The sequence below is a fragment of the Caballeronia novacaledonica genome, from assembly GCF_900258035.1.
Lineage (GTDB): Bacteria > Pseudomonadota > Gammaproteobacteria > Burkholderiales > Burkholderiaceae > Caballeronia > Caballeronia novacaledonica.
In genome coordinates this window covers 57,991-75,134 of sequence record NZ_OGTP01000012.1, presented here as the reverse complement: position 1 = coordinate 75,134, position 17,144 = coordinate 57,991, and the positions used below count along the sequence as shown (strand labels likewise).

Annotated in this window: 16 protein-coding genes; 13 read left to right on the top strand and 3 right to left on the bottom strand. The window is 65.0% G+C overall.

What is annotated here, in order from left to right; genetic code table 11:
* Window positions 1-11 precede the first annotated feature (11 nt).
* From NOV72_RS18045 to NOV72_RS18025, 5 genes are all read left to right on the top strand, one after another.
* Entirely contained in the window at window positions 12-791 is a 780-nt protein-coding gene (locus NOV72_RS18045; protein WP_106855960.1) for an ankyrin repeat domain-containing protein, read from the top strand.
* Between the two features lie 95 nt (window positions 792-886).
* A complete protein-coding gene (locus tag NOV72_RS18040) occupies window positions 887-1,243 on the top strand; it encodes a Rap1a/Tai family immunity protein (RefSeq protein WP_008349679.1) in 357 nt (118 codons plus the stop codon).
* 153 nt (window positions 1,244-1,396) lie between these two features.
* The gene (locus NOV72_RS18035) at window positions 1,397-2,620 is read left to right on the top strand and encodes a mechanosensitive ion channel family protein (RefSeq protein ID WP_106855959.1); all 1,224 of its coding nucleotides are present in this window, start codon (window positions 1,397-1,399) and stop codon (window positions 2,618-2,620) included.
* Window positions 2,621-2,696: 76 nt separating this feature from the next.
* The gene (gene otsA / locus NOV72_RS18030) at window positions 2,697-4,082 is read left to right on the top strand and encodes an alpha,alpha-trehalose-phosphate synthase (UDP-forming) (RefSeq protein WP_106855958.1); all 1,386 of its coding nucleotides are present in this window, start codon (window positions 2,697-2,699) and stop codon (window positions 4,080-4,082) included.
* Between the two features lie 216 nt (window positions 4,083-4,298).
* Window positions 4,299-5,369 carry a glycosyltransferase family 4 protein gene (locus NOV72_RS18025; RefSeq protein WP_106856045.1) on the top strand — a complete coding sequence of 357 codons (1,071 nt, stop codon included), beginning with the start codon at window positions 4,299-4,301 and terminating at the stop codon, window positions 5,367-5,369.
* Window positions 5,370-5,464: 95 nt separating this feature from the next.
* On the opposite strand, the gene NOV72_RS18020 is transcribed toward NOV72_RS18025, so the two are convergent.
* The 3 genes from NOV72_RS18020 to NOV72_RS18010 all read right to left on the bottom strand — a co-directional run bounded on the left by NOV72_RS18020 (window position 5,465) and on the right by NOV72_RS18010 (window position 7,441).
* Window positions 5,465-6,055, bottom strand: coding sequence for a BPSL1445 family SYLF domain-containing lipoprotein (locus tag NOV72_RS18020; RefSeq protein ID WP_106856044.1), 591 nt, complete (start codon window positions 6,053-6,055; stop codon window positions 5,465-5,467).
* A 396-nt stretch (window positions 6,056-6,451) separates the two neighbouring features.
* Window positions 6,452-6,922, bottom strand: a complete 471-nt coding sequence (locus NOV72_RS18015) for a hypothetical protein (protein ID WP_106855957.1) — start codon at window positions 6,920-6,922, stop codon at window positions 6,452-6,454.
* A 222-nt stretch (window positions 6,923-7,144) separates the two neighbouring features.
* Window positions 7,145-7,441, bottom strand: a complete 297-nt coding sequence (locus NOV72_RS18010; protein ID WP_106855956.1) for a PsiF family protein — start codon at window positions 7,439-7,441, stop codon at window positions 7,145-7,147.
* A gap of 237 nt (window positions 7,442-7,678) precedes the next feature.
* Here NOV72_RS18010 and NOV72_RS18005 point away from each other — a divergent pair, with 237 nt between their 5' ends.
* From NOV72_RS18005 to NOV72_RS17970, 8 genes are all read left to right on the top strand, one after another.
* A complete protein-coding gene (locus tag NOV72_RS18005) occupies window positions 7,679-7,960 on the top strand; it encodes a hypothetical protein (RefSeq protein ID WP_106855955.1) in 282 nt (93 codons plus the stop codon).
* Between the two features lie 223 nt (window positions 7,961-8,183).
* On the top strand, window positions 8,184-9,146 hold the full coding sequence (locus NOV72_RS18000) for a sugar ABC transporter substrate-binding protein (RefSeq protein WP_106855954.1): 963 nt from the start codon (window positions 8,184-8,186) through the stop codon (window positions 9,144-9,146).
* A gap of 162 nt (window positions 9,147-9,308) precedes the next feature.
* Window positions 9,309-10,898 (top strand): sugar ABC transporter ATP-binding protein, encoded by a 1,590-nt coding sequence (locus tag NOV72_RS17995; protein WP_106856043.1) that lies wholly within the window; start codon window positions 9,309-9,311, stop codon window positions 10,896-10,898.
* Window positions 10,899-11,888, top strand: coding sequence for an ABC transporter permease (locus NOV72_RS17990; protein ID WP_106855953.1), 990 nt, complete (start codon window positions 10,899-10,901; stop codon window positions 11,886-11,888). It begins immediately after the preceding gene.
* A 189-nt stretch (window positions 11,889-12,077) separates the two neighbouring features.
* Window positions 12,078-13,100 carry a LacI family DNA-binding transcriptional regulator gene (locus tag NOV72_RS17985; RefSeq protein ID WP_106855952.1) on the top strand — a complete coding sequence of 341 codons (1,023 nt, stop codon included), beginning with the start codon at window positions 12,078-12,080 and terminating at the stop codon, window positions 13,098-13,100.
* Between the two features lie 25 nt (window positions 13,101-13,125).
* Window positions 13,126-14,076 carry a ribokinase gene (gene rbsK / locus NOV72_RS17980; protein ID WP_106855951.1) on the top strand — a complete coding sequence of 317 codons (951 nt, stop codon included), beginning with the start codon at window positions 13,126-13,128 and terminating at the stop codon, window positions 14,074-14,076.
* Between the two features lie 178 nt (window positions 14,077-14,254).
* Window positions 14,255-15,961: a methyl-accepting chemotaxis protein gene (locus tag NOV72_RS17975; RefSeq protein WP_106855950.1), complete on the top strand. Its 1,707-nt coding sequence runs from the start codon at window positions 14,255-14,257 to the stop codon at window positions 15,959-15,961.
* Between the two features lie 102 nt (window positions 15,962-16,063).
* Entirely contained in the window at window positions 16,064-16,825 is a 762-nt protein-coding gene (locus NOV72_RS17970) for a hydratase (protein WP_106855949.1), read from the top strand.
* The last annotated feature ends 319 nt before the right edge of the window (window positions 16,826-17,144 follow it).

Here is a 17,144-nt window from a genome sequence, read left to right as displayed (position 1 = left end):
GAAGGTCACTTATGAACAATTCCCCGATGGTTTCCACGTTGTCCGCGACGAGCGCGCCAAACGTTTCCCGTGCGCGCAACGCACGCAATGCGCGGGCAAGCGCTGCCGTGCGCGGTCTCGTCGCCGGCGCGCTGCTCGCGGCCTGCGCGATCGCGCAGCCGGTCTGGGCCGCATCCGTGGATTCGCTCATCAAGGCGGTCAAGTTCGACGACATATCGGCCGTGAAGAAGCAGCTCGCGGAAGGCGCGGACCCGAATACCGTCGACAACACGGGCACACCGATTCTCGTGATCGCCGCGCGCGAGAAGTCGGACAAGGTCGGCCAGTTGCTCGCCGACAATCCGAAGACCGATCTGGAAAAGCTCGACCCGGCCGGCGAAAACGCGATGATGCTCGCCGCCCTCAACGGCGACGCGACTTTCGTGAATCTGCTGATCGCGAAGGACGCCGAAGTGAACAAGAAGGGCTGGACGCCGCTGCACTACGCGGCAACCAACGGCAATGACAATATCGTGAAGATCCTCGTCGATCATTCCGCGTATATCGACGCCGGTTCGCCCAACGGCACGACGCCGCTCATGATGGCCGCGCGCGGCGGTCATCTTTCGACCTGCAAGCTGCTGCTCGACGAAGGCGCGGATCTGCGCGTCAAGAACCAGCTCGGCATGACGGCGGTGGACTTCGCCCGCAAGTACAACGAGAAGGATGTCGCGGAAGGCTTGCAGGCGCGTCTGGATTCGATGCCACAAGGCGGCGGCGCTCCGCAAAGCGGCTCAAACGGTGCAAAATAGCGCAGCGCGACAGCAAGTCCCGGGGCAGGCGCGGCCGCGCATCGCCCCGAACCCATTGCCTCTTTCAAGCCGCCGCTCAACATAAAAGGAAGACCATGCTGCGGGAATTCGTCCTCGCCTGTGCTCTCGCGACGCCCGTTTGCGCGTTCGCATTTACCGGCAACGATCTGAACAAGCTCTGCACCAAAACGGATCCCAATTCCCGGACCGCCTGCGCGGCCTATATCGAAGGCGCGGCGGACGGCATCTACAACACGATCGAGGCGATCGGCGGAACCTCGGGGCCGCAGGTCGGCCAGTACTTCTGCCTGCCCGCGGACGTGAAGCCGCAGCAACTGACGGACGCGGTGCGCAAGTACATCGCCAATAATCCCGACAAGGCCGATTTCAACGCGACCACGATGGTCTCGCTCGGTCTCGGCAAGGCGTTCCCCTGCAAGGCGGAACGCTGAACGTGTTGTGACGCCGGGACGCCATCGCGCGTTCCGGCGCCGTGCTTGCCGGCGCGACGAGCGCCACGGCCGCGCCTGGACGGCCCTCGCCACTGCATTTCGCAGCATCCACCTCGCCGCATTCACTTTCACGAGGCCGATCCCGCGACGCTCATGCTCTCACTCGATCACTTCCTGACTCTCGCGGAACGGCCGCTCGGCACCTGGCCGGGCGCGCTCGTGGTGGCCGTCATCGCGGTGGCGGTCGCGGTGGGCGTGCATCGCATCGGCGCGCGCATCCTCTTGCGCATCGCGCGGCCGTATCCGCTGATGAGCGTCGTGCTGCGCTATGTCGACACGCCCGCGCTGATCCTGCTCATCATCCTCGGAATCGGTTTCATGATTTTCGAGGCGCCCGATACGCTGCCGTTCATCGGCGTGCTGCGCGATGTCGAAACCGTCGCGCTGATCGGCGCGCTCACGTTCCTCGCGGCGCGTTCGGCGGGCGCGGTGGGCGAGGCGATCGTGCAGGCGCATCCGCTCGACACCGACGACAATCTCAACGCCCGCCGCATCCACACGCAGGCGCGCGTGCTCGAGCGCTCGGTGATGGTGGTGATCGTGATCATCGGCTTCGGCGCGGCGCTGATGGCGTTTCCGAGCGTGCGGCAGATCGGCGCGAGCCTGCTGGCGTCGGCGGGTGTCGCGGGACTCGTCGCCGGTATCGCGGCGCGGCCGGTGCTCGGCAACCTGATCGCGGGATTGCAGATCGCGCTGTCGCAGCCGATTCGCCTCGACGATGTCGTCGTGATTCAGGGCGAGTGGGGCCGCGTCGAGGAGATCACCGGCACGTATGTGTCGATCCGCATCTGGGACCAGCGGCGGCTCATCGTGCCGTTGCAGTGGTTCATCGAGAATCCGTTCACGAACTGGACGCGCAACAGTTCGCAGATCATCGGCACCGTGTTTTTGTACGTCGATTACCGGATGCCGATCGCGCCGCTGCGCGAAGAGCTCGAACGCATTCTCGCGCACGCGCCGGAGTGGGACGGCCGCGTGCAGGTGCTGCAAGTCACCGACGCCACCGACCGCGCGATGCAGCTTCGCGTGCTCGTCAGTTCCTTCGATTCGGCGCTCAACTGGGATTTGCGCTGCCGCGTGCGCGAAGGGCTCGTGAACTTCGTGCAGGCCGCGTATCCGCAGTATCTGCCGCGAGCGCGCGCGGATTTGTCGACGGACAAGGACCGGCACGTCGATTTCGCGCCGCCGCTCGAACGCGAGAGCCCGGCGCAGGCTGCCAGCACGGCGAACACGCCCGCCGATCCGGTCGCGAGCCGCGGCGAGCCGGGCGGTCCGGACCCGCGCGCGCATGCGGCGGCATCGACTGGAAAGAGCTGAACCCGCGCCGGATTTTCCAGTCGATAATTTCGGGTTTATTCTAAAAAGAAGAGTTCGAAGAGGAAAAGGAACGCATATGAGCCGTCTCGTCGTCGTATCCAACCGGGTCGCCACGCCGACCGAAACCAAGGGCTCCGCGGGCGGGCTCGCCGTCGGCGTCTTCGGCGCGCTGAAGGACAGCGGCGGCGTCTGGTTCGGCTGGAGCGGGGACGTGGTGAGCGAAACCGTGGCGAACCAGGGGCCGAAGCTCGAACAGGACGGCGCGGTGACGTTCGCGACCGTCGGCCTGCCGAAGAAGGACTACGACCAGTATTACCGCGGCTTCTCGAACGCGATGCTCTGGCCGGTCTTCCACTATCGCAACGATCTCGCCGTCTACGATCGCGACGAATACGCCGGCTACCGGCGCGTGAACGCGTGGCTCGCGCACAAGCTCATCAAGCTGCTCGAACCCGACGACATCATCTGGGTCCACGACTATCACATGATCCCGTTCGCCGAAGCGCTGCGCTCGGCGGGCATCAGCAATCGCATCGGCTTCTTCCTGCATATTCCGTTTCCGTCGCCGCAGATTCTCTTGAACATTCCGCCGCACGAGGAACTGGTCAGGTCGCTGTGCTGCTACGACGTGGTCGGTTTTCAGACCGAACGGGACCGCGTCGCGTTTCACGACTACATCGTGCGGCACGCGCACGGCAGCGCGACGTCCGACGGCCGCGTCGAAGCGTTCGGACGAAAGCTCAGGACGAACGTGTATCGCATCGGCGTGTTTCCGGACGAAATCGCGGAGCAGGCCGAACGCGGCGAAGCGCGTCAGGACGTGATGGACCTGAAGCAGAGCCTCGAAGGCCGCAAGCTCATCATGAGCGTGGACCGGCTCGATTACTCGAAAGGGCTCGTCGAGCGTTTTCGCGCGTTCGAGCATTTTCTGGAGAAATCGCCCGAATGGCGCGGCAACGTCACGCTCGTGCAGATCGCGCCGCCGACGCGCTCGGACGTCGAGACTTATCAGCAGATCCGCCAGAACCTGGAGTACGAAGCGGGGCGTATCAACGGGCGCTATTCCGGGCTCGACTACACGCCGATCCGCTATCTCAACCAGCGCTACGACCGCTGGAAGCTGATGTCGCTCTTTCGCGAATCGCAAATCGGGCTCGTCACGCCGCTGCGCGACGGCATGAATCTCGTCGCGAAGGAATACATCGCCGCGCAGAATCCGGACGATCCCGGCGTGCTCGTGCTGTCGCAATTCGCCGGCGCGGCCGATGAAATGACCGGCGCGGTGATGGTCAACCCGCATGACATCGTCGGCACGAGCGAGGCGATCGGGCGCGCGCTCGCAATGCCGCTCGCCGAGCGCAAGCAGCGCTACGAAACCAACATGGTCGCGCTGCGCAAACACGATCTGGGCGTATGGCGCGACGACTTCCTCGCGGATCTGCGCGGCGACGCGAAAGCGTAACCGTCGCGCGAAACGAGTGTTTCGCTGGTGTAACAGAGCGATGAAAGTGCAATAGACGTCCGTGGCGGGCGCGCTTGCACTCGATAATGCATTCACGGCGCCGTCGAACCGCGCGAGACGGAATTACGCGTAAGGGCAAACCTTGTTGTCCGACCTTACGGCTCGCTGTCATACTCGATGCGCGCTGCGGCCGATATCCGCATGGAGACGAGAACGATGAGAATTGCCCAGATTGCTCCGCTGACCGAGTCGGTGCCGCCGAAGCTGTATGGCGGGACCGAGCGCGTCGTTTCGTATCTCACCGAGGCGCTCGTCGAGCTCGGTCATGACGTGACGCTCTTCGCAACCGGCGATTCGCAAACCAGCGCCAACCTGGAAGCCGTGTGGCCGCGCGCGTTGCGGCTCGACCCGGCGATCCGCGACCGCATCGCGCCTCACATGCTGCTGATGGAACTGGTGCGCCGCCGAGCCGAAGAGTTCGACGTCCTCCACTTCCACATGGACTATTACTCGTTCTCGCTCTTCAAGCGCCAGGACACGCCGTTCGTCACGACGATGCACGGCCGTCTCGATCTTCCCGAGCAGCAGCCGGTCTTCGACACGTTCAACACGGCACCCGTGATTTCCATTTCCGATGCGCAGCGTCATCCGCTGCCGCAGGCGAAGTGGGTCAGCACCGTGTATCACGGCCTGCCGGAGAAGCTCTACGTGCCGCAGCCGGTCGAGCAGAAGTATCTGGCGTTCCTCGGGCGCATCTCGCCGGAAAAGCGTGTCGATACGGCCATTCGTATCGCGGGACGCTGCGGCTTGCCGATCAAGATCGCCGCCAAGGTCGATTTCGCCGATCACGAGTATTTCGAGCGCGAGATCGCGCCGCTGCTGGAGCTGCCGTACGTCGAATATGTCGGCGAGATCAACGATAGTCAGAAGGCCGAGTTTCTCTCGGGCGCGCACGCGCTCATGTTCCCGATCGACTGGCCGGAGCCCTTCGGGCTCGTGATGATCGAAGCGATGGCGTGCGGCACGCCGGTCATCGCGTTCAATCGCGGCTCGGTGCCGGAAGTGCTGGACGAAGGCGTGTCGGGCTTCATCGTCGAGGATGAGATCGGCGCGGTGGCCGCGGTGAATCGGCTGCACACGTTGTCGCGCGAACGCGTGCGCGCGCGCTTCGAGGAGCGCTTCACGTCGCATCGGATGGCGCGGCAATATCTCGACGCGTATCAGGCGGTCGTGCGCGCGCAAAAGCGTACGCGCTTCAAGGTGATCGACCGCGCGACGACGAGCTGATCGCAAGAGAACCCGCAAAAAAACCGCCGTGTGGCGCGACCCGAAAGTCGCACCACACGGCGGTTCTGCATTCGCCGCGAGGGAAGCGCCGCGCTTCAGTACTTGATGCGCGACACCTTCGTGCCTTGCAGCGAGACATCGGCCATCAGGCCCGCGTTGGTCAGCACGATCGCTTCGACAGGCTTCGTGGCGGTGGTGGTGTCGATCGCGCCGTTCGCGCCCATCTTCACCAGCGCCACCGATGCGTCCGCGCCCGCCGACCAGCCGTCGGAGTTGCGGAATTTGTCGAGAGCGTCCTGCGTCATGAACAGGAAGATCAGCGCCTTCGATTGCGCGCCCGCCTGCAGGCCGAACGAACCGGACGTCGTGCTGTAGTAGCCGACCGTGCTGCCGCCGACACGCAGCGCACCCTTGCCGTATTGCGCGCCGACGATGAAGCCGGCCTGAAGCACTGACGGGAACACCAGCACGCCGCGCGCCTTTGCGACCAGTTCGCGCGAGCCGCCGACCGTGGCGTAAAGACGCTGGATGGTGCTGTCGACGTCGGCGTCGATGGAGCGCCGGTCATCGGCGGCGCCCGCGGCCGCTTCACTGCCGGAGTTCCTGTTCGCCGTGCAGCCGGCAAGCGCGAGGCCTCCCAGCGCCAGAACGGCCGTCGACTTGAGCATGAAGTTTCGTCTTTGCATCATTGTTCTCCATCGTGGAATTAGGAAACCCCATAGAGCGGGAGGTGAGGCACGCCAAGTTTATAGCACAGCAACCTGAAAACACGAGCCCCGATCCGTGCGCCCGAAGCCTTGTCACGCCTGGTTCTCAGGCTCCGCAACATTCGGGGCAAACGCTCGGCCTTAGCTTACTCCGAATCCGGCCCCATAAGCGACCGCAGCCTGCTAAATTACGTCCGACTTTCGATCGCGGTTCGGCCTGCTACAAGGGTAGACGAAGCTTCGACCAAACCGAAATGGAACCGGCGTTTTCGCCCGAAGCGCGGCCTCGGAATAAGCAGAATTTTCGTGACGCCGCCTTAACGTCGTACGAGAAAACCGCCAAGAGAAGTAGCAACGACCGTACCCGGGCATCGATCACGGATGGGTCGTCGTTTTTACCTCGGCGCTTGCCGGCGCCGGCGCACGCTGCGGACGGCGCAACGCGCGCCTGATGCCGCCGATCAGCATGCCGAGCACGAGCAGGAACGCAGCGGGCACGATCCAGTAGCCGACGAAGGCATGCCACAGATAATCGGCGAGCGTCGCCTTGCGATGCGCATATTCGTCGAGCGCTTCCTGATGTTTGGCCGCGTTGGCCGTGAGGACATCGGCGGGGCAACCGGCGGCGCGGGCCTCGTCGGGTGCGCCGTGACAGCGCGCGGCGACGCCGGCGGCGCGTTGTGCGTCGGTCAGCTCCCAGGTCGAGAGCGCCTTCTGAAGATCGACGGTGTTGTACGCCATCTCCTCGCGCACTTCGTTCACCGCGACGATCAGCACCGGCACGAACCAGAACGTGATAATCACGAGCCACCGCCTGAACCAGCGGTTTTTATGTTTCCATGCCATTCGGATGCCTCCATGCGCGGCGTGTCGCCTCGCTCGAAATGGCGGCGGCCGATGGCGTATTTCTTGTATTCGTGAGGGGCCGCCTTCGCGCCATCTTATGAGAAAAAGACGACGGTGCGAATCAATTGCTTGGGTGCAGTGCAATATCGGCCGGTAGGCTGCGTAAATACGAAAGGGTCGCCGCGCACGAGCGGCGCGGCGTGAGGAGGCGTGCTGGCGAGATCAGCCCTTGTTGCTGAGACAGCTCTTCATGAACGCCTTGCGGTCGTCGCCTTTCTTGTCGGTTGCCTGCTGATTGCAGGCGGTCATCTTCTGCTGCTGCGTCATCGGCGCGGAAGCAGCGGCGGGCGCGGCGGACAGACAGCTCTTCATGAAGGCCTTGCGGTCGTCGCCTTTTTTATCGCCTGCCTGCTTGTTGCAGTCGGACATCTTGTTTTGCTGACTGTTGGCGGCGAAAGCAGCGTTCGCGCCGAGCGTGAGGCTCAGCACGGCGATGAGGGCGGTGGCTCGAATAGTCATATGACGCTCCCTGATTTGAGTGACGGTTTATTCTTCGACGGCGCCCGTCCATAGCGGCATGCCGCCCGCGCATTATGGCAAACCCAATATGAACGGTGTGTGGGATAGGGTGAAATCGGTAGAGCGCGGACTGCGGGAATAACGCTTGCAAGCGCCTTTCACCGACCGACGATCCGCACGAAGCACACGGCCGACGTATGATCGTGCGATGCATGTCCAACGCAAAGGAGACGGTTCATGTCCACGCCGCTGTCCGACCATTACAAGGGCTTCGAAATCAAGGTGCAGGCGTTGCGGCGCGCGAAAGAACGCGACGAGCCCGACGACGGTCCACGACACTTCGACATCGTCGTGACGATCGCGAAAAGCGCGCATGGCGAGAGCGGCCGCTCGGTGATGTTCGGCGTGCCCGATCAGGAACCTTTCGACAGCCCGATCGACGCGACGCGCGCGGGCATCGACTACGCGCGCGACATCATCGACAAGAAGGTGGACGGGGAATCGGTCGAAGATCTCTGATTCGAGCGGCCACGCGTGGCCCGTGAGCCGCCGCTCGCAACCGTCCGGACTACACGTTAGCCCGATTGACCTTCGGCGTCCGTTTAACGAGAATCGACGGCGAGCAAACGTTGAAAACCGCACCCGCAAGGGCGATCCAAGGCTCGGGCGCGCAGCGCGAAGTGCGGATCGACACGCGTTGCTCGAAAGACCAGACAAACCAGAACAAAGCACGGAGATCCGCATGAACCGAACCCTTCGCCGACGCGTCCTGTCGGCCGCCGTCGCGCTCGCCGTCTGCAGCGCGTTGCCGTTCGCCTCGTCATCCGCATTCGCGCAAACGGCGGGCAAGCCGAAGGTCGCACTCGTCATGAAGTCGCTCGCCAACGAGTTCTTCCTGACCATGGAAAACGGCGCGAAAGACTATCAGGCGCACAACCCCAGCCAGTTCGACCTGATCACCAACGGCATCAAGGATGAAACCGACACCGCCGCGCAGATCCGCATCGTCGAGCAGATGATCGTCTCGAAGGTCGACGCGCTCATCATCGCGCCGGCCGATTCGAAGGCGCTCGTGCCGGTCATCAAGAAGGCGGCGGACGCGGGCATCATCGTCGTGAATATCGACAACCGGCTCGATCCGGACGTGCTCAAGTCCAAGGATCTGAACGTGCCGTTCGTCGGCCCGGACAACAAGAAGGGCGCGAAAAAGGTCGGCGATTATCTGGCGCCGAAGCTCAAGAAGGGCGATGAAGTCGCGATCATCGAAGGCGTGACGACCACCACGAACTCGCAGGCGCGCAGCGCGGGCTTCAAGAAAGCGATGGACGCGGCCGGCATGAAGGTCGTCGCGCTCCAGTCGGGCGAGTGGGAAATCGACAAGGGCAACGCGGTGGCGTCGCAGATCCTGAACGCGAACCCGAACGTGAAGGCGCTCCTGTGCGACAACGACAACATGGCGATCGGCGCCGTGTCGGCGATTCGCGCGGCGGGCAAGGCGGGCAAGGTGCAGGTCGTCGGCTTCGACAATATCGGCGCGATCAAGCCGATGCTCAAGGACGGCCGCGTGCTCGCGACCGCCGACCAGTACGCGGCGAAGCAGGCGGTGTTCGGCATCGACGTGGCGCTGAAGGCGATCGCGGGCCACAAGAAGCAGTCGGAGCTTTCGCAGGTCGTGGAAACGCCGGTCGATCTCGTGACGAAATAAGGTTCGGCGCCGCTTCGCACGAAAGCCTAAAGTTATCGGCCAGCGTGCCGATAACGTACTGACGAGCGCGGAAGGCAGACGGCGCGGAGTGATCCGCGGCCATCCGGACGCTTTCCGCGCGGGACCACCACGAGGATGCACAGCGAAGCCTTGAAGCGCCCCATGACCGGATCGAACGACGCGAACGTGCTGACGGTGACGGACATCGGCAAGACCTACGTCGAGCCGGTGCTGGCGGAGGTGTCGCTGGAGCTCGTGCCCGGCGAAGTGCTCGCGCTCACGGGCGAGAACGGCGCGGGCAAGAGCACGCTGTCGAAGATCATCGGCGGACTGACGGACCCGACCACGGGCACCATGACGCTCGCCGGCCGGCCCTACGCGCCGAAAAGCCGCTCGGACGCCGAAGCGCTCGGCGTGCGCATGGTGATGCAGGAGCTGAACCTGCTGCCGACGTTATCGGTGGCGGAAAATCTGTTTTTGAACCGCTTGCCGCGCAAGGGCTTCGGCTGGATCGACCGGAAGCGGCTCGCGGAAGACGCGCGTCACGCGATGGCGCAAGTCGGGCTCGACGCGATCGACCCGGACACGCTCGTCGAGAGTCTCGGCATCGGGCATCAGCAGATGGTCGAGATCGCGCGCAACCTGATCGGCGATTGCCGCGTGCTGATCCTCGACGAGCCGACCGCGATGCTCACCGCCCGCGAAGTCGATCTGCTGTTCGAGCAGGTCGAGCGGCTGAAGGCGCGCGGCGTCGCGCTCGTCTACATCTCGCACCGGCTGGAGGAATTGCGGCGCATCGCCGAGCGCGCGGCCGTGCTGCGCGACGGACGCCTCGTGCACATCGGTCCGATGGACGAACTCACGAGCGATCGCCTCGTCACGCTGATGGTCGGACGCGAGATCGGCGAGCGCATCGACCTGGGCGAGCGGCGCATCGGCGGCGTCGCGCTGAAGGTGGAAGGCATGACGCGCGCGCCGGTCGTGCGCGACGTGTCGTTCGAGGTGCGCGCGGGCGAGATTTTCGGCGTGAGCGGGCTGATCGGCGCGGGCCGCACCGAACTCATGCGCCTCATTTACGGCGCGGATCGCGCCGACGCGGGCACGGTGTCGGTCGCGCGCAACGGCGCAGCGCTGCGGCGCGTGTCGGTGCAGTCGCCTTCGGATGCGGTCGAGGAAGGCATCGCGCTCATCACGGAGGACCGCAAGGGCGAAGGCCTGTTGCTGAGCTTGCCGATCGCCGCGAACGTTTCACTCGGAAACCTGGGCGCGGTGGCGCGGCACGGCATCGTCGATACGCGCCGGGAATCCGCGCTCGCGCAACGCCAGATCGACGCGATGCGCATCCGCACGTCCGGTCCGGCGCAGGCGGTGTCGGAGCTGTCGGGCGGCAATCAGCAGAAAGTCGTGATCGGCCGCTGGCTCGCGCGTGACTGCTCGGTGCTGCTGTTCGACGAACCGACGCGCGGCATCGACGTCGGCGCCAAGTTCGATATTTACGGGCTGATGGGCGCGCTGGCCCGCGAAGGACGCGCGCTCGTCGTCGTGTCGAGCGACCTGCGCGAACTGATGCTGATCTGCGACCGGATCGGCGTGATGTCGGCCGGGCGCATGACGGGCGTGTTCGAGCGCGCGAACTGGACGCAGGACGCGCTGCTGGCGGCGGCGTTCTCGGGTTACGCGAAGCGCGAGGCGATCCTGCACGACCCGATCGCGCCCGACGCGAAAGCGCCCGAAGACAACGTGGAGCACTGAATGAGCGAAGCGAACCTGCCCGCCGATGCACCGAAGAGCGCGAAAGGCGTCGGCACGCGTCTCGGCATTTCGAATTACCTGGGACTCGCGGGTGCGCTGGCCGCGATGATCGCGCTGTTTTCCGTGCTGAGCGCGCACTTCCTGACGTACGACACGTTCAGCACGATCGCGAACCAGATTCCGGATCTCGTCGTGATGTCGGTCGGCATGACGTTCGTGCTGATCATCGCGAGCATCGATCTGTCGGTGGGCTCGGTGCTGGCGCTGGGCGCGTCGGTCGTGAGCGTGGCCGCGCTCAAGTGGCACTGGCCGGCGTTTCCCGCCGCGCTGATCGGCCTCGCGGCGGCCGCGCTGACGGGAACGGTCACGGGCCTCGTGACGGTGGCGTGGCGAATTCCGTCGTTCATCGTGTCGCTCGGCGTGCTGGAAGGCGCGCGCGGGCTCGCGTATCAGATGACGAATTCGCGCACGGCGTATATCGGCGATGCGTTCGATTTTCTGTCGAATCCGATCGCGTTCGGCATCTCGCCCGCGTTCCTGATCGCGGTCGCGGTGATGATAATCGCGCATCTGGTCTTGACCCGGACGGTTTTTGGCCGATATCTCGTAGGAATCGGCACGAACGAGGAAGCGGTGCGGCTCGCGGGCGTCAATCCGCGGCCGTACAAGGTGATCGTTTTCGCGCTGATGGGCGCGCTTTCGGGCCTCGCGGCGCTGTTCCAGATTTCGCGCCTGGAAGCCGCCGATCCGAACGCGGGCGCGGGGCTGGAGCTTCAGGTGATCGCGGCCGTCGTGATCGGCGGAACGAGCCTGATGGGCGGGCGCGGCTCGGTCATCAGCACGTTTTTCGGGGTGTTGATCATCTCCGTGCTGGCGGCGGGACTGGCGCAGATCGGCGCGAACGAGCCGACCAAGCGCATCATTACCGGCGCGGTGATCGTGGTGGCGGTGGTGCTGGACACATACCGCAGCAGAAGGAAGCGTGTGTAATCGTTTGTCTGACCGATGGACGTCGGCGGCGCGATCCGCACGGGGCGGAATAAGCGCCCGACGACGGTAAATGAAGCGAAGCGGCAAGCAGGGCGCGGGGAAAGCAGCAGGGCGCGCGAGAAGAGAAGTACGCGCCGGACGCCTTACGACCAATAAGAGCAGTTGGACCAAGATAGCGAAGGACGATGTATGGCGACGATCAAAGACGTGGCAGCCATTGCCGGGGTGTCGTTTACGACGGTATCCCACGTAGTGAACAATTCACGGCCGGTGTCGGCCGACGTGCGGGCGAAAGTCGAGCGGGCGATTCTCGAGCTCGACTACGTGCCGTCGGCGGTCGCGCGCTCGCTGAAGGCGCGCTCGACGGCGACCATCGGCCTGCTCGTGCCGAACGCGACGAATCCGTATTTCGCCGAGCTGGCGCGCGGCGTCGAGGACGGCTGCGCGAAGAACGGCTATTGCGTGTTCTTCTGCAACTCCGACGACGATCCCGCCAAGCAGCGCAACTATCTGCGTGTGCTGCAGGAAAAGCGCATCGACGGGCTCGTGATCGCGTCGGCGGGCGAGGATTCCGTGCTCGCGCAGTGTCTTGCGGGCGCGCGCGAGCCGCTCATAATCGTCGATCGCAATATCGAAGGGCTGCAATCCGATCTCGTGCAGATCGACCACGAAAAGGGCGCGTATCTCGCGACGCGGCATCTGCTGCAACTCGGGCACTCGAAGATCGGCTGCATCACGGGGCCGGTCGCGACGGCTGTTTCCGCCATGCGCCTGCACGGCTTCATCCGCGCGATGGCCGAGCGCGGCATCGAGATCGAGCCGAACGCAATCGTGCAGAGCGACTTTTCCGCGACGGGCGGTTACGCCGCGGCCTCGCAACTGCTCGACAACATGAAGCCGACCGCGATCTTCGCGTGCAACGACATGATGGGCATCGGCGCGCTGCGGGCGGCGGCCGAGCGTCACATCAACGTGCCGACGGATTGCTCGATCATCGGTTTCGACGATGTCGAGTTGTCGCGCTACACCTATCCGGCCTTGTCGACGGTGGGACAATCGGTGCGCGCGCTCGGCGAAATGGCCGCGCAGACGCTGATCGAGCGCATCACCGGCAAGCTCACCGGCACGACACGCCGGCGCGTGGTGGCGCCGCGCCTCGTGCGCCGCGAATCGACAGCCGTGGTGCCCGAGTCGCGCAGCGCGAAGGCATAAAGAACGCAGTTCAAAGGGAATCGAGATGGGAGACAGCGCCAGTTCGGGCGACGCAAGCAAGACCGGCCGCGTGACCGTGGTCGGCAGCCTCAACATGGATCTCGTCGCGCGCGCGCCGCGTCTGCCGAGGCCGGGCGAAACGCTTGCCGGCCACGCGTTCGCGCAGGTGCCGGGCGGCAAGGGCGGTAATCAGGCGGTCGCCGCGGCGCGTCTCGGCGCGCAGGTCGCGATGATCGGCTGCGTCGGCAACGACTCGAACGGCGCGACGCTCAAGGGCAGTCTGGAGGCGGAAGGCATCGACTGCACGGCGCTTGCGACCAGCGCGGATGCGCCGACGGGCGTCGCGCTCATCGTCGTAGACGACGCGAGCCAGAACGCGATCGTCATCGTCGCGGGCAGCAATGCCGAAGTGACGCCCGCGCGCATCGCGTCGCAGGAAGCGCTGATCGCGCAAGCGGATGTCATCGTGTGCCAGCTCGAAACGCCGCTCGAAACCGTGCGCGCCGCGCTCGCCGCCGGCCGGCGTCTCGGGCGCACGACGATCCTCAATCCCGCGCCCGCCGCGCGCAAGTTGCCGCCGGACTGGTTTCCGCTCGTCGACTATCTGATTCCGAACGAACTGGAAGCCGCGACGCTCTCGGGCGTGACGATCGATTCGCCCGACGACGCGCGCCGCGCCGCGCAGGCGCTCAAGGCGAAAGGCGCGCGCAACGTGATCGTGACGCTCGGCGCACAAGGCGTGCTCGCGCTGCTCGACGGCGCAGGCGACGAAGGCGTTCATCTGCCGTCGCCGAAAGTCGAGGCGATCGACACGACCGCCGCCGGCGACACGTTCATCGGCGGTTTCGCGGCGGAACTGGCGCGCGGCGCCGCTCCGAGCGATGCGATCTCGTTCGGCCAGCGCGCGGCGGCGGTGGCGGTGACACGCGACGGCGCCCAGCCGTCTATTCCGCACCGCAGCGAAATTTCCGCATAACTTTTCAATGTCGGCTGAAAAACGGCGCGCCTGACGCGCCGTTTTATCGTCAGACGAAATAATTCCCTCAAGTCGTTGCGCTTTCGCGCCGTTTACGTCAATAGCGGCCGCGTAATGTCACGCGCACCCGCAGTCACGGACGACGACACCGCTCGCGGGCGGCCTCAGGGAAAACTCAATGAAAAAGGCTTTGACGATCAAGGCGCGCCTCGGCATTTCGATGGCGTTTCTGGGTGCGCTGCTCATCGCGATCGGCGCGCTGGGGCTCACCGGCATGAGCCATTCGAATGGCGCGTTTCAGCAAACCTACTCGGTGCAAATGCCGGCGGCGATCGCGGTCGGGAACGCGGAAATGTACGCCGCGCGCGAGCGGCTCGTGTTCGACCGCGCGGCGCTCCTCGCGGGCACGCCGGAGGTGGCGTCCACCGTCGAGCGCGCGCGCATGATGCGCGACCGGGCGGACGGCTACTGGAAGGAATACGCGTCCTTGCCGCAGGCGCCGGGCGAAAAGCGTCTCGCCGACGCCGTGCAGGACAAGCGTCTCGCGCTGCAAGGCATCGTCGACAAGGGCGTCGCCTCGGTCATGGCGAACGATCACGACGGCATCATCGCGAACGCCAAGGCGATGCAGGCGATGTACAACGAGCTCGCCAACGCGAACGACGCGCTGCGCAAGTATCTGACCGAAGCATCGAAGCAGAGTTACGACGAGACGCAGAGCCGCTTCCTGTGGTTCCGCGCGCTGAGTCTCGGCGCGATCGGGCTCGGCATCGCGGCCGCGGTGTTCGCGTGGGTCTCGCTGCGGCGCGCGATCGCGCGGCCGCTCGAAGCCGCGCTCGGCCATTTCGAGGCGATCGCCGCGGGCGATCTGCGCCGCGAGGTCGCCGTCACGTCGCGCGACGAAATGGGGCAGTTGCTAGAAGGTCTCGCCAGAATGCGCGCGAGCCTGCTCACGACGGTGCGCACCGTGCGCTCGGGCAGCGAATCGATCGCGTCCGCGACGCAGCAGATCGCCGCGGGCAACACCGATTTATCCTCGCGCACCGAGGAACAGGCGTCCGCGCTGCAGGAAACGGCGTCGAGCATGGAAGAGCTGACCGGCACCGTCCGCCAGAACGCCGACAACGCGCGGCAGGCGAGCGCGCTGGCGGCGAACGCGTCGGACATCGCGGGCAAGGGCAGCGCGGTCGTCACGCAGGTCGTCGACACGATGCGCGAGATCAACGGCAGCTCGTCGAAGATCGCGGACATCATCACGATCATCGAAGGCATTGCGTTCCAGACCAACATTCTCGCGCTCAACGCGGCCGTCGAAGCGGCGCGCGCGGGCGAGGAAGGGCGCGGCTTCGCGGTCGTCGCGGGCGAGGTGCGCAGTCTCGCGCAGCGTTCGTCGGCGGCGGCGAAGGAAATCAAGGAGCTGATCGACACCTCGGTGGCGCGCGTGCGCACCGGCACGACGCTCGTCGACGAAGCCGGCCGCACGATGAACGAGATCATCGGCGCGGTGCAGCGCGTGACCGACATCATGGGCGAAATCGCGGCGGCGTCGGAGGAGCAGAGCAGCGGCATCGAGCAGGTGTCGCGCGCCGTCACGCAGATGGACGAGGTGACGCAGCAAAACGCCGCGCTCGTCGAGGAAGCGGCGGCGGCGGCGCAGTCGCTCGAAGATCAGGCCGCGCGTCTGCGGCAAGCGGTGGCGGTGTTCCAGGTGGCGGATGGCGCGCCCCTTGCATCGACGATGACCGCATCCGCACCGGCGGCGAAAGTTGCACCGCGTGCAACGATGACGCCGCGCGTCGCGCCGCCGAAGCGCACCGTCGCAGCGCCGGCGGCGCCCAAAGCGCCGGCGAACGCGAACGCCGGCGGCGACTGGGAAACGTTCTGAGCATGTCGTGAATGCGCGCGAATGCACACGCGCGCGACCAACGCCGATCCGGTAACCCGTACACTGACGGGTGTGCGTCATCGCTCACACGAGGATATCGACATGACCGGATCGACACTCGCCGCGAAGTTTGCGGACGCCCGCCGCCGGCATCAGCTGATCGAAACGCTGGCGCCCGCCGACATTCCGGCCGACGCGCCCACCGCCTACGCGATCCAGCACGAGATGCTGAGAGAGTCGGATGCGCGCATCGGCGCGTGGAAGATCGGCGCGCGCGCCCCCGATGCGCTCGCTACCGGCGCGCCCATCGACGCCGCGCTCGTCCACGTCTCGCCGGCGCGCGTGCCTTTTCAATCGTTTTTTCGCGTGCTGGTGGAACTCGAAGTGGCGTTTCGTTTCGCGTATGCGCTGCCGCCGCGACATGACCCTTACACACGCGAGGAAGTGTTCGATGCGATCGGCGGTATTGCGGTCGCGCTCGAAGTCGTCGACAGCCGTTTCGCGCAATGGCCCAATGTGGACCCGCTCGCGCAACTCGCCGATTCGCAGAACAATGGCGCGCTCGTGGTCTCGGGCATGGAACCTTACGACGTCGTCGCGCCGGGCTTCGACTTTCTCACGCCGCGCCTCGAATTCACGCTGGACGGCGTCTCTATCGCGCCGGCCGCGCTCGGCAATCCGGCGGGCGACCCGCGCGAGTTGCTGCCTTGGCTCGTCAACCATTGTTGCCGCATGGGTTTAACGGTCGAGCCGTTCTGGACCATCACCACGGGCTCCTATACGGGCGCGTATCGCGTCGACGGACCCGGCATGCTGCATGGCGCGATCGATCGCATCGGAGAGCTGGAACTGGTGCTCGCGTAATGATCGATGATGGCGCGTATGCATCGATACATTGCATCTTATGAGCGCAAGCGGCCGTATTCATCATGAAGCGATGCATGCATGCGCACGTCGCATTGGCGGACACAAGCAGTGGATATGTGGCGAAGAGCGCGGGGAAGCGAACAGGCAGCAACAATATCGCGAAAGACGATAGCGACATTGGGAAGAGCATTGTAGGTGAACGAAAATAACGCACCAAGCTAGTAATTCTTCGAAGCAAATGAACAACGCAAGTGCGTGAAAAAAAATTCGAAAGGGTTTAGGATGATTTCAAGCGATGTCGTTTCGATTACGCGCG

Excerpts from the sequence above, each read along its gene's own strand:
- NOV72_RS17970 (WP_106855949.1), top strand. The coding sequence starts at position 16,064 with ATGACCGGATCGACACTCGCCGCGAAGTTTGCGGACGCCCGCCGCCGG.
- NOV72_RS18025 (WP_106856045.1), top strand. The coding sequence starts at position 4,299 with ATGAGAATTGCCCAGATTGCTCCGCTGACCGAGTCGGTGCCGCCGAAG.
- otsA (WP_106855958.1), top strand. The coding sequence starts at position 2,697 with ATGAGCCGTCTCGTCGTCGTATCCAACCGGGTCGCCACGCCGACCGAA.
- rbsK (WP_106855951.1), top strand. The coding sequence starts at position 13,126 with ATGGGAGACAGCGCCAGTTCGGGCGACGCAAGCAAGACCGGCCGCGTG.
- NOV72_RS18010 (WP_106855956.1), bottom strand. The coding sequence starts at position 7,441 with ATGACTATTCGAGCCACCGCCCTCATCGCCGTGCTGAGCCTCACGCTC.
- NOV72_RS18020 (WP_106856044.1), bottom strand. The coding sequence starts at position 6,055 with ATGCAAAGACGAAACTTCATGCTCAAGTCGACGGCCGTTCTGGCGCTG.
- NOV72_RS18000 (WP_106855954.1), top strand. The coding sequence starts at position 8,184 with ATGAACCGAACCCTTCGCCGACGCGTCCTGTCGGCCGCCGTCGCGCTC.
- NOV72_RS17985 (WP_106855952.1), top strand. The coding sequence starts at position 12,078 with ATGGCGACGATCAAAGACGTGGCAGCCATTGCCGGGGTGTCGTTTACG.
- NOV72_RS18035 (WP_106855959.1), top strand. The coding sequence starts at position 1,397 with ATGCTCTCACTCGATCACTTCCTGACTCTCGCGGAACGGCCGCTCGGC.
- NOV72_RS17975 (WP_106855950.1), top strand. The coding sequence starts at position 14,255 with ATGAAAAAGGCTTTGACGATCAAGGCGCGCCTCGGCATTTCGATGGCG.
- NOV72_RS18040 (WP_008349679.1), top strand. The coding sequence starts at position 887 with ATGCTGCGGGAATTCGTCCTCGCCTGTGCTCTCGCGACGCCCGTTTGC.
- NOV72_RS18045 (WP_106855960.1), top strand. The coding sequence starts at position 12 with ATGAACAATTCCCCGATGGTTTCCACGTTGTCCGCGACGAGCGCGCCA.
- NOV72_RS17990 (WP_106855953.1), top strand. The coding sequence starts at position 10,899 with ATGAGCGAAGCGAACCTGCCCGCCGATGCACCGAAGAGCGCGAAAGGC.
- NOV72_RS17995 (WP_106856043.1), top strand. The coding sequence starts at position 9,309 with ATGACCGGATCGAACGACGCGAACGTGCTGACGGTGACGGACATCGGC.
- NOV72_RS18015 (WP_106855957.1), bottom strand. The coding sequence starts at position 6,922 with ATGGCATGGAAACATAAAAACCGCTGGTTCAGGCGGTGGCTCGTGATT.
- NOV72_RS18005 (WP_106855955.1), top strand. The coding sequence starts at position 7,679 with ATGTCCACGCCGCTGTCCGACCATTACAAGGGCTTCGAAATCAAGGTG.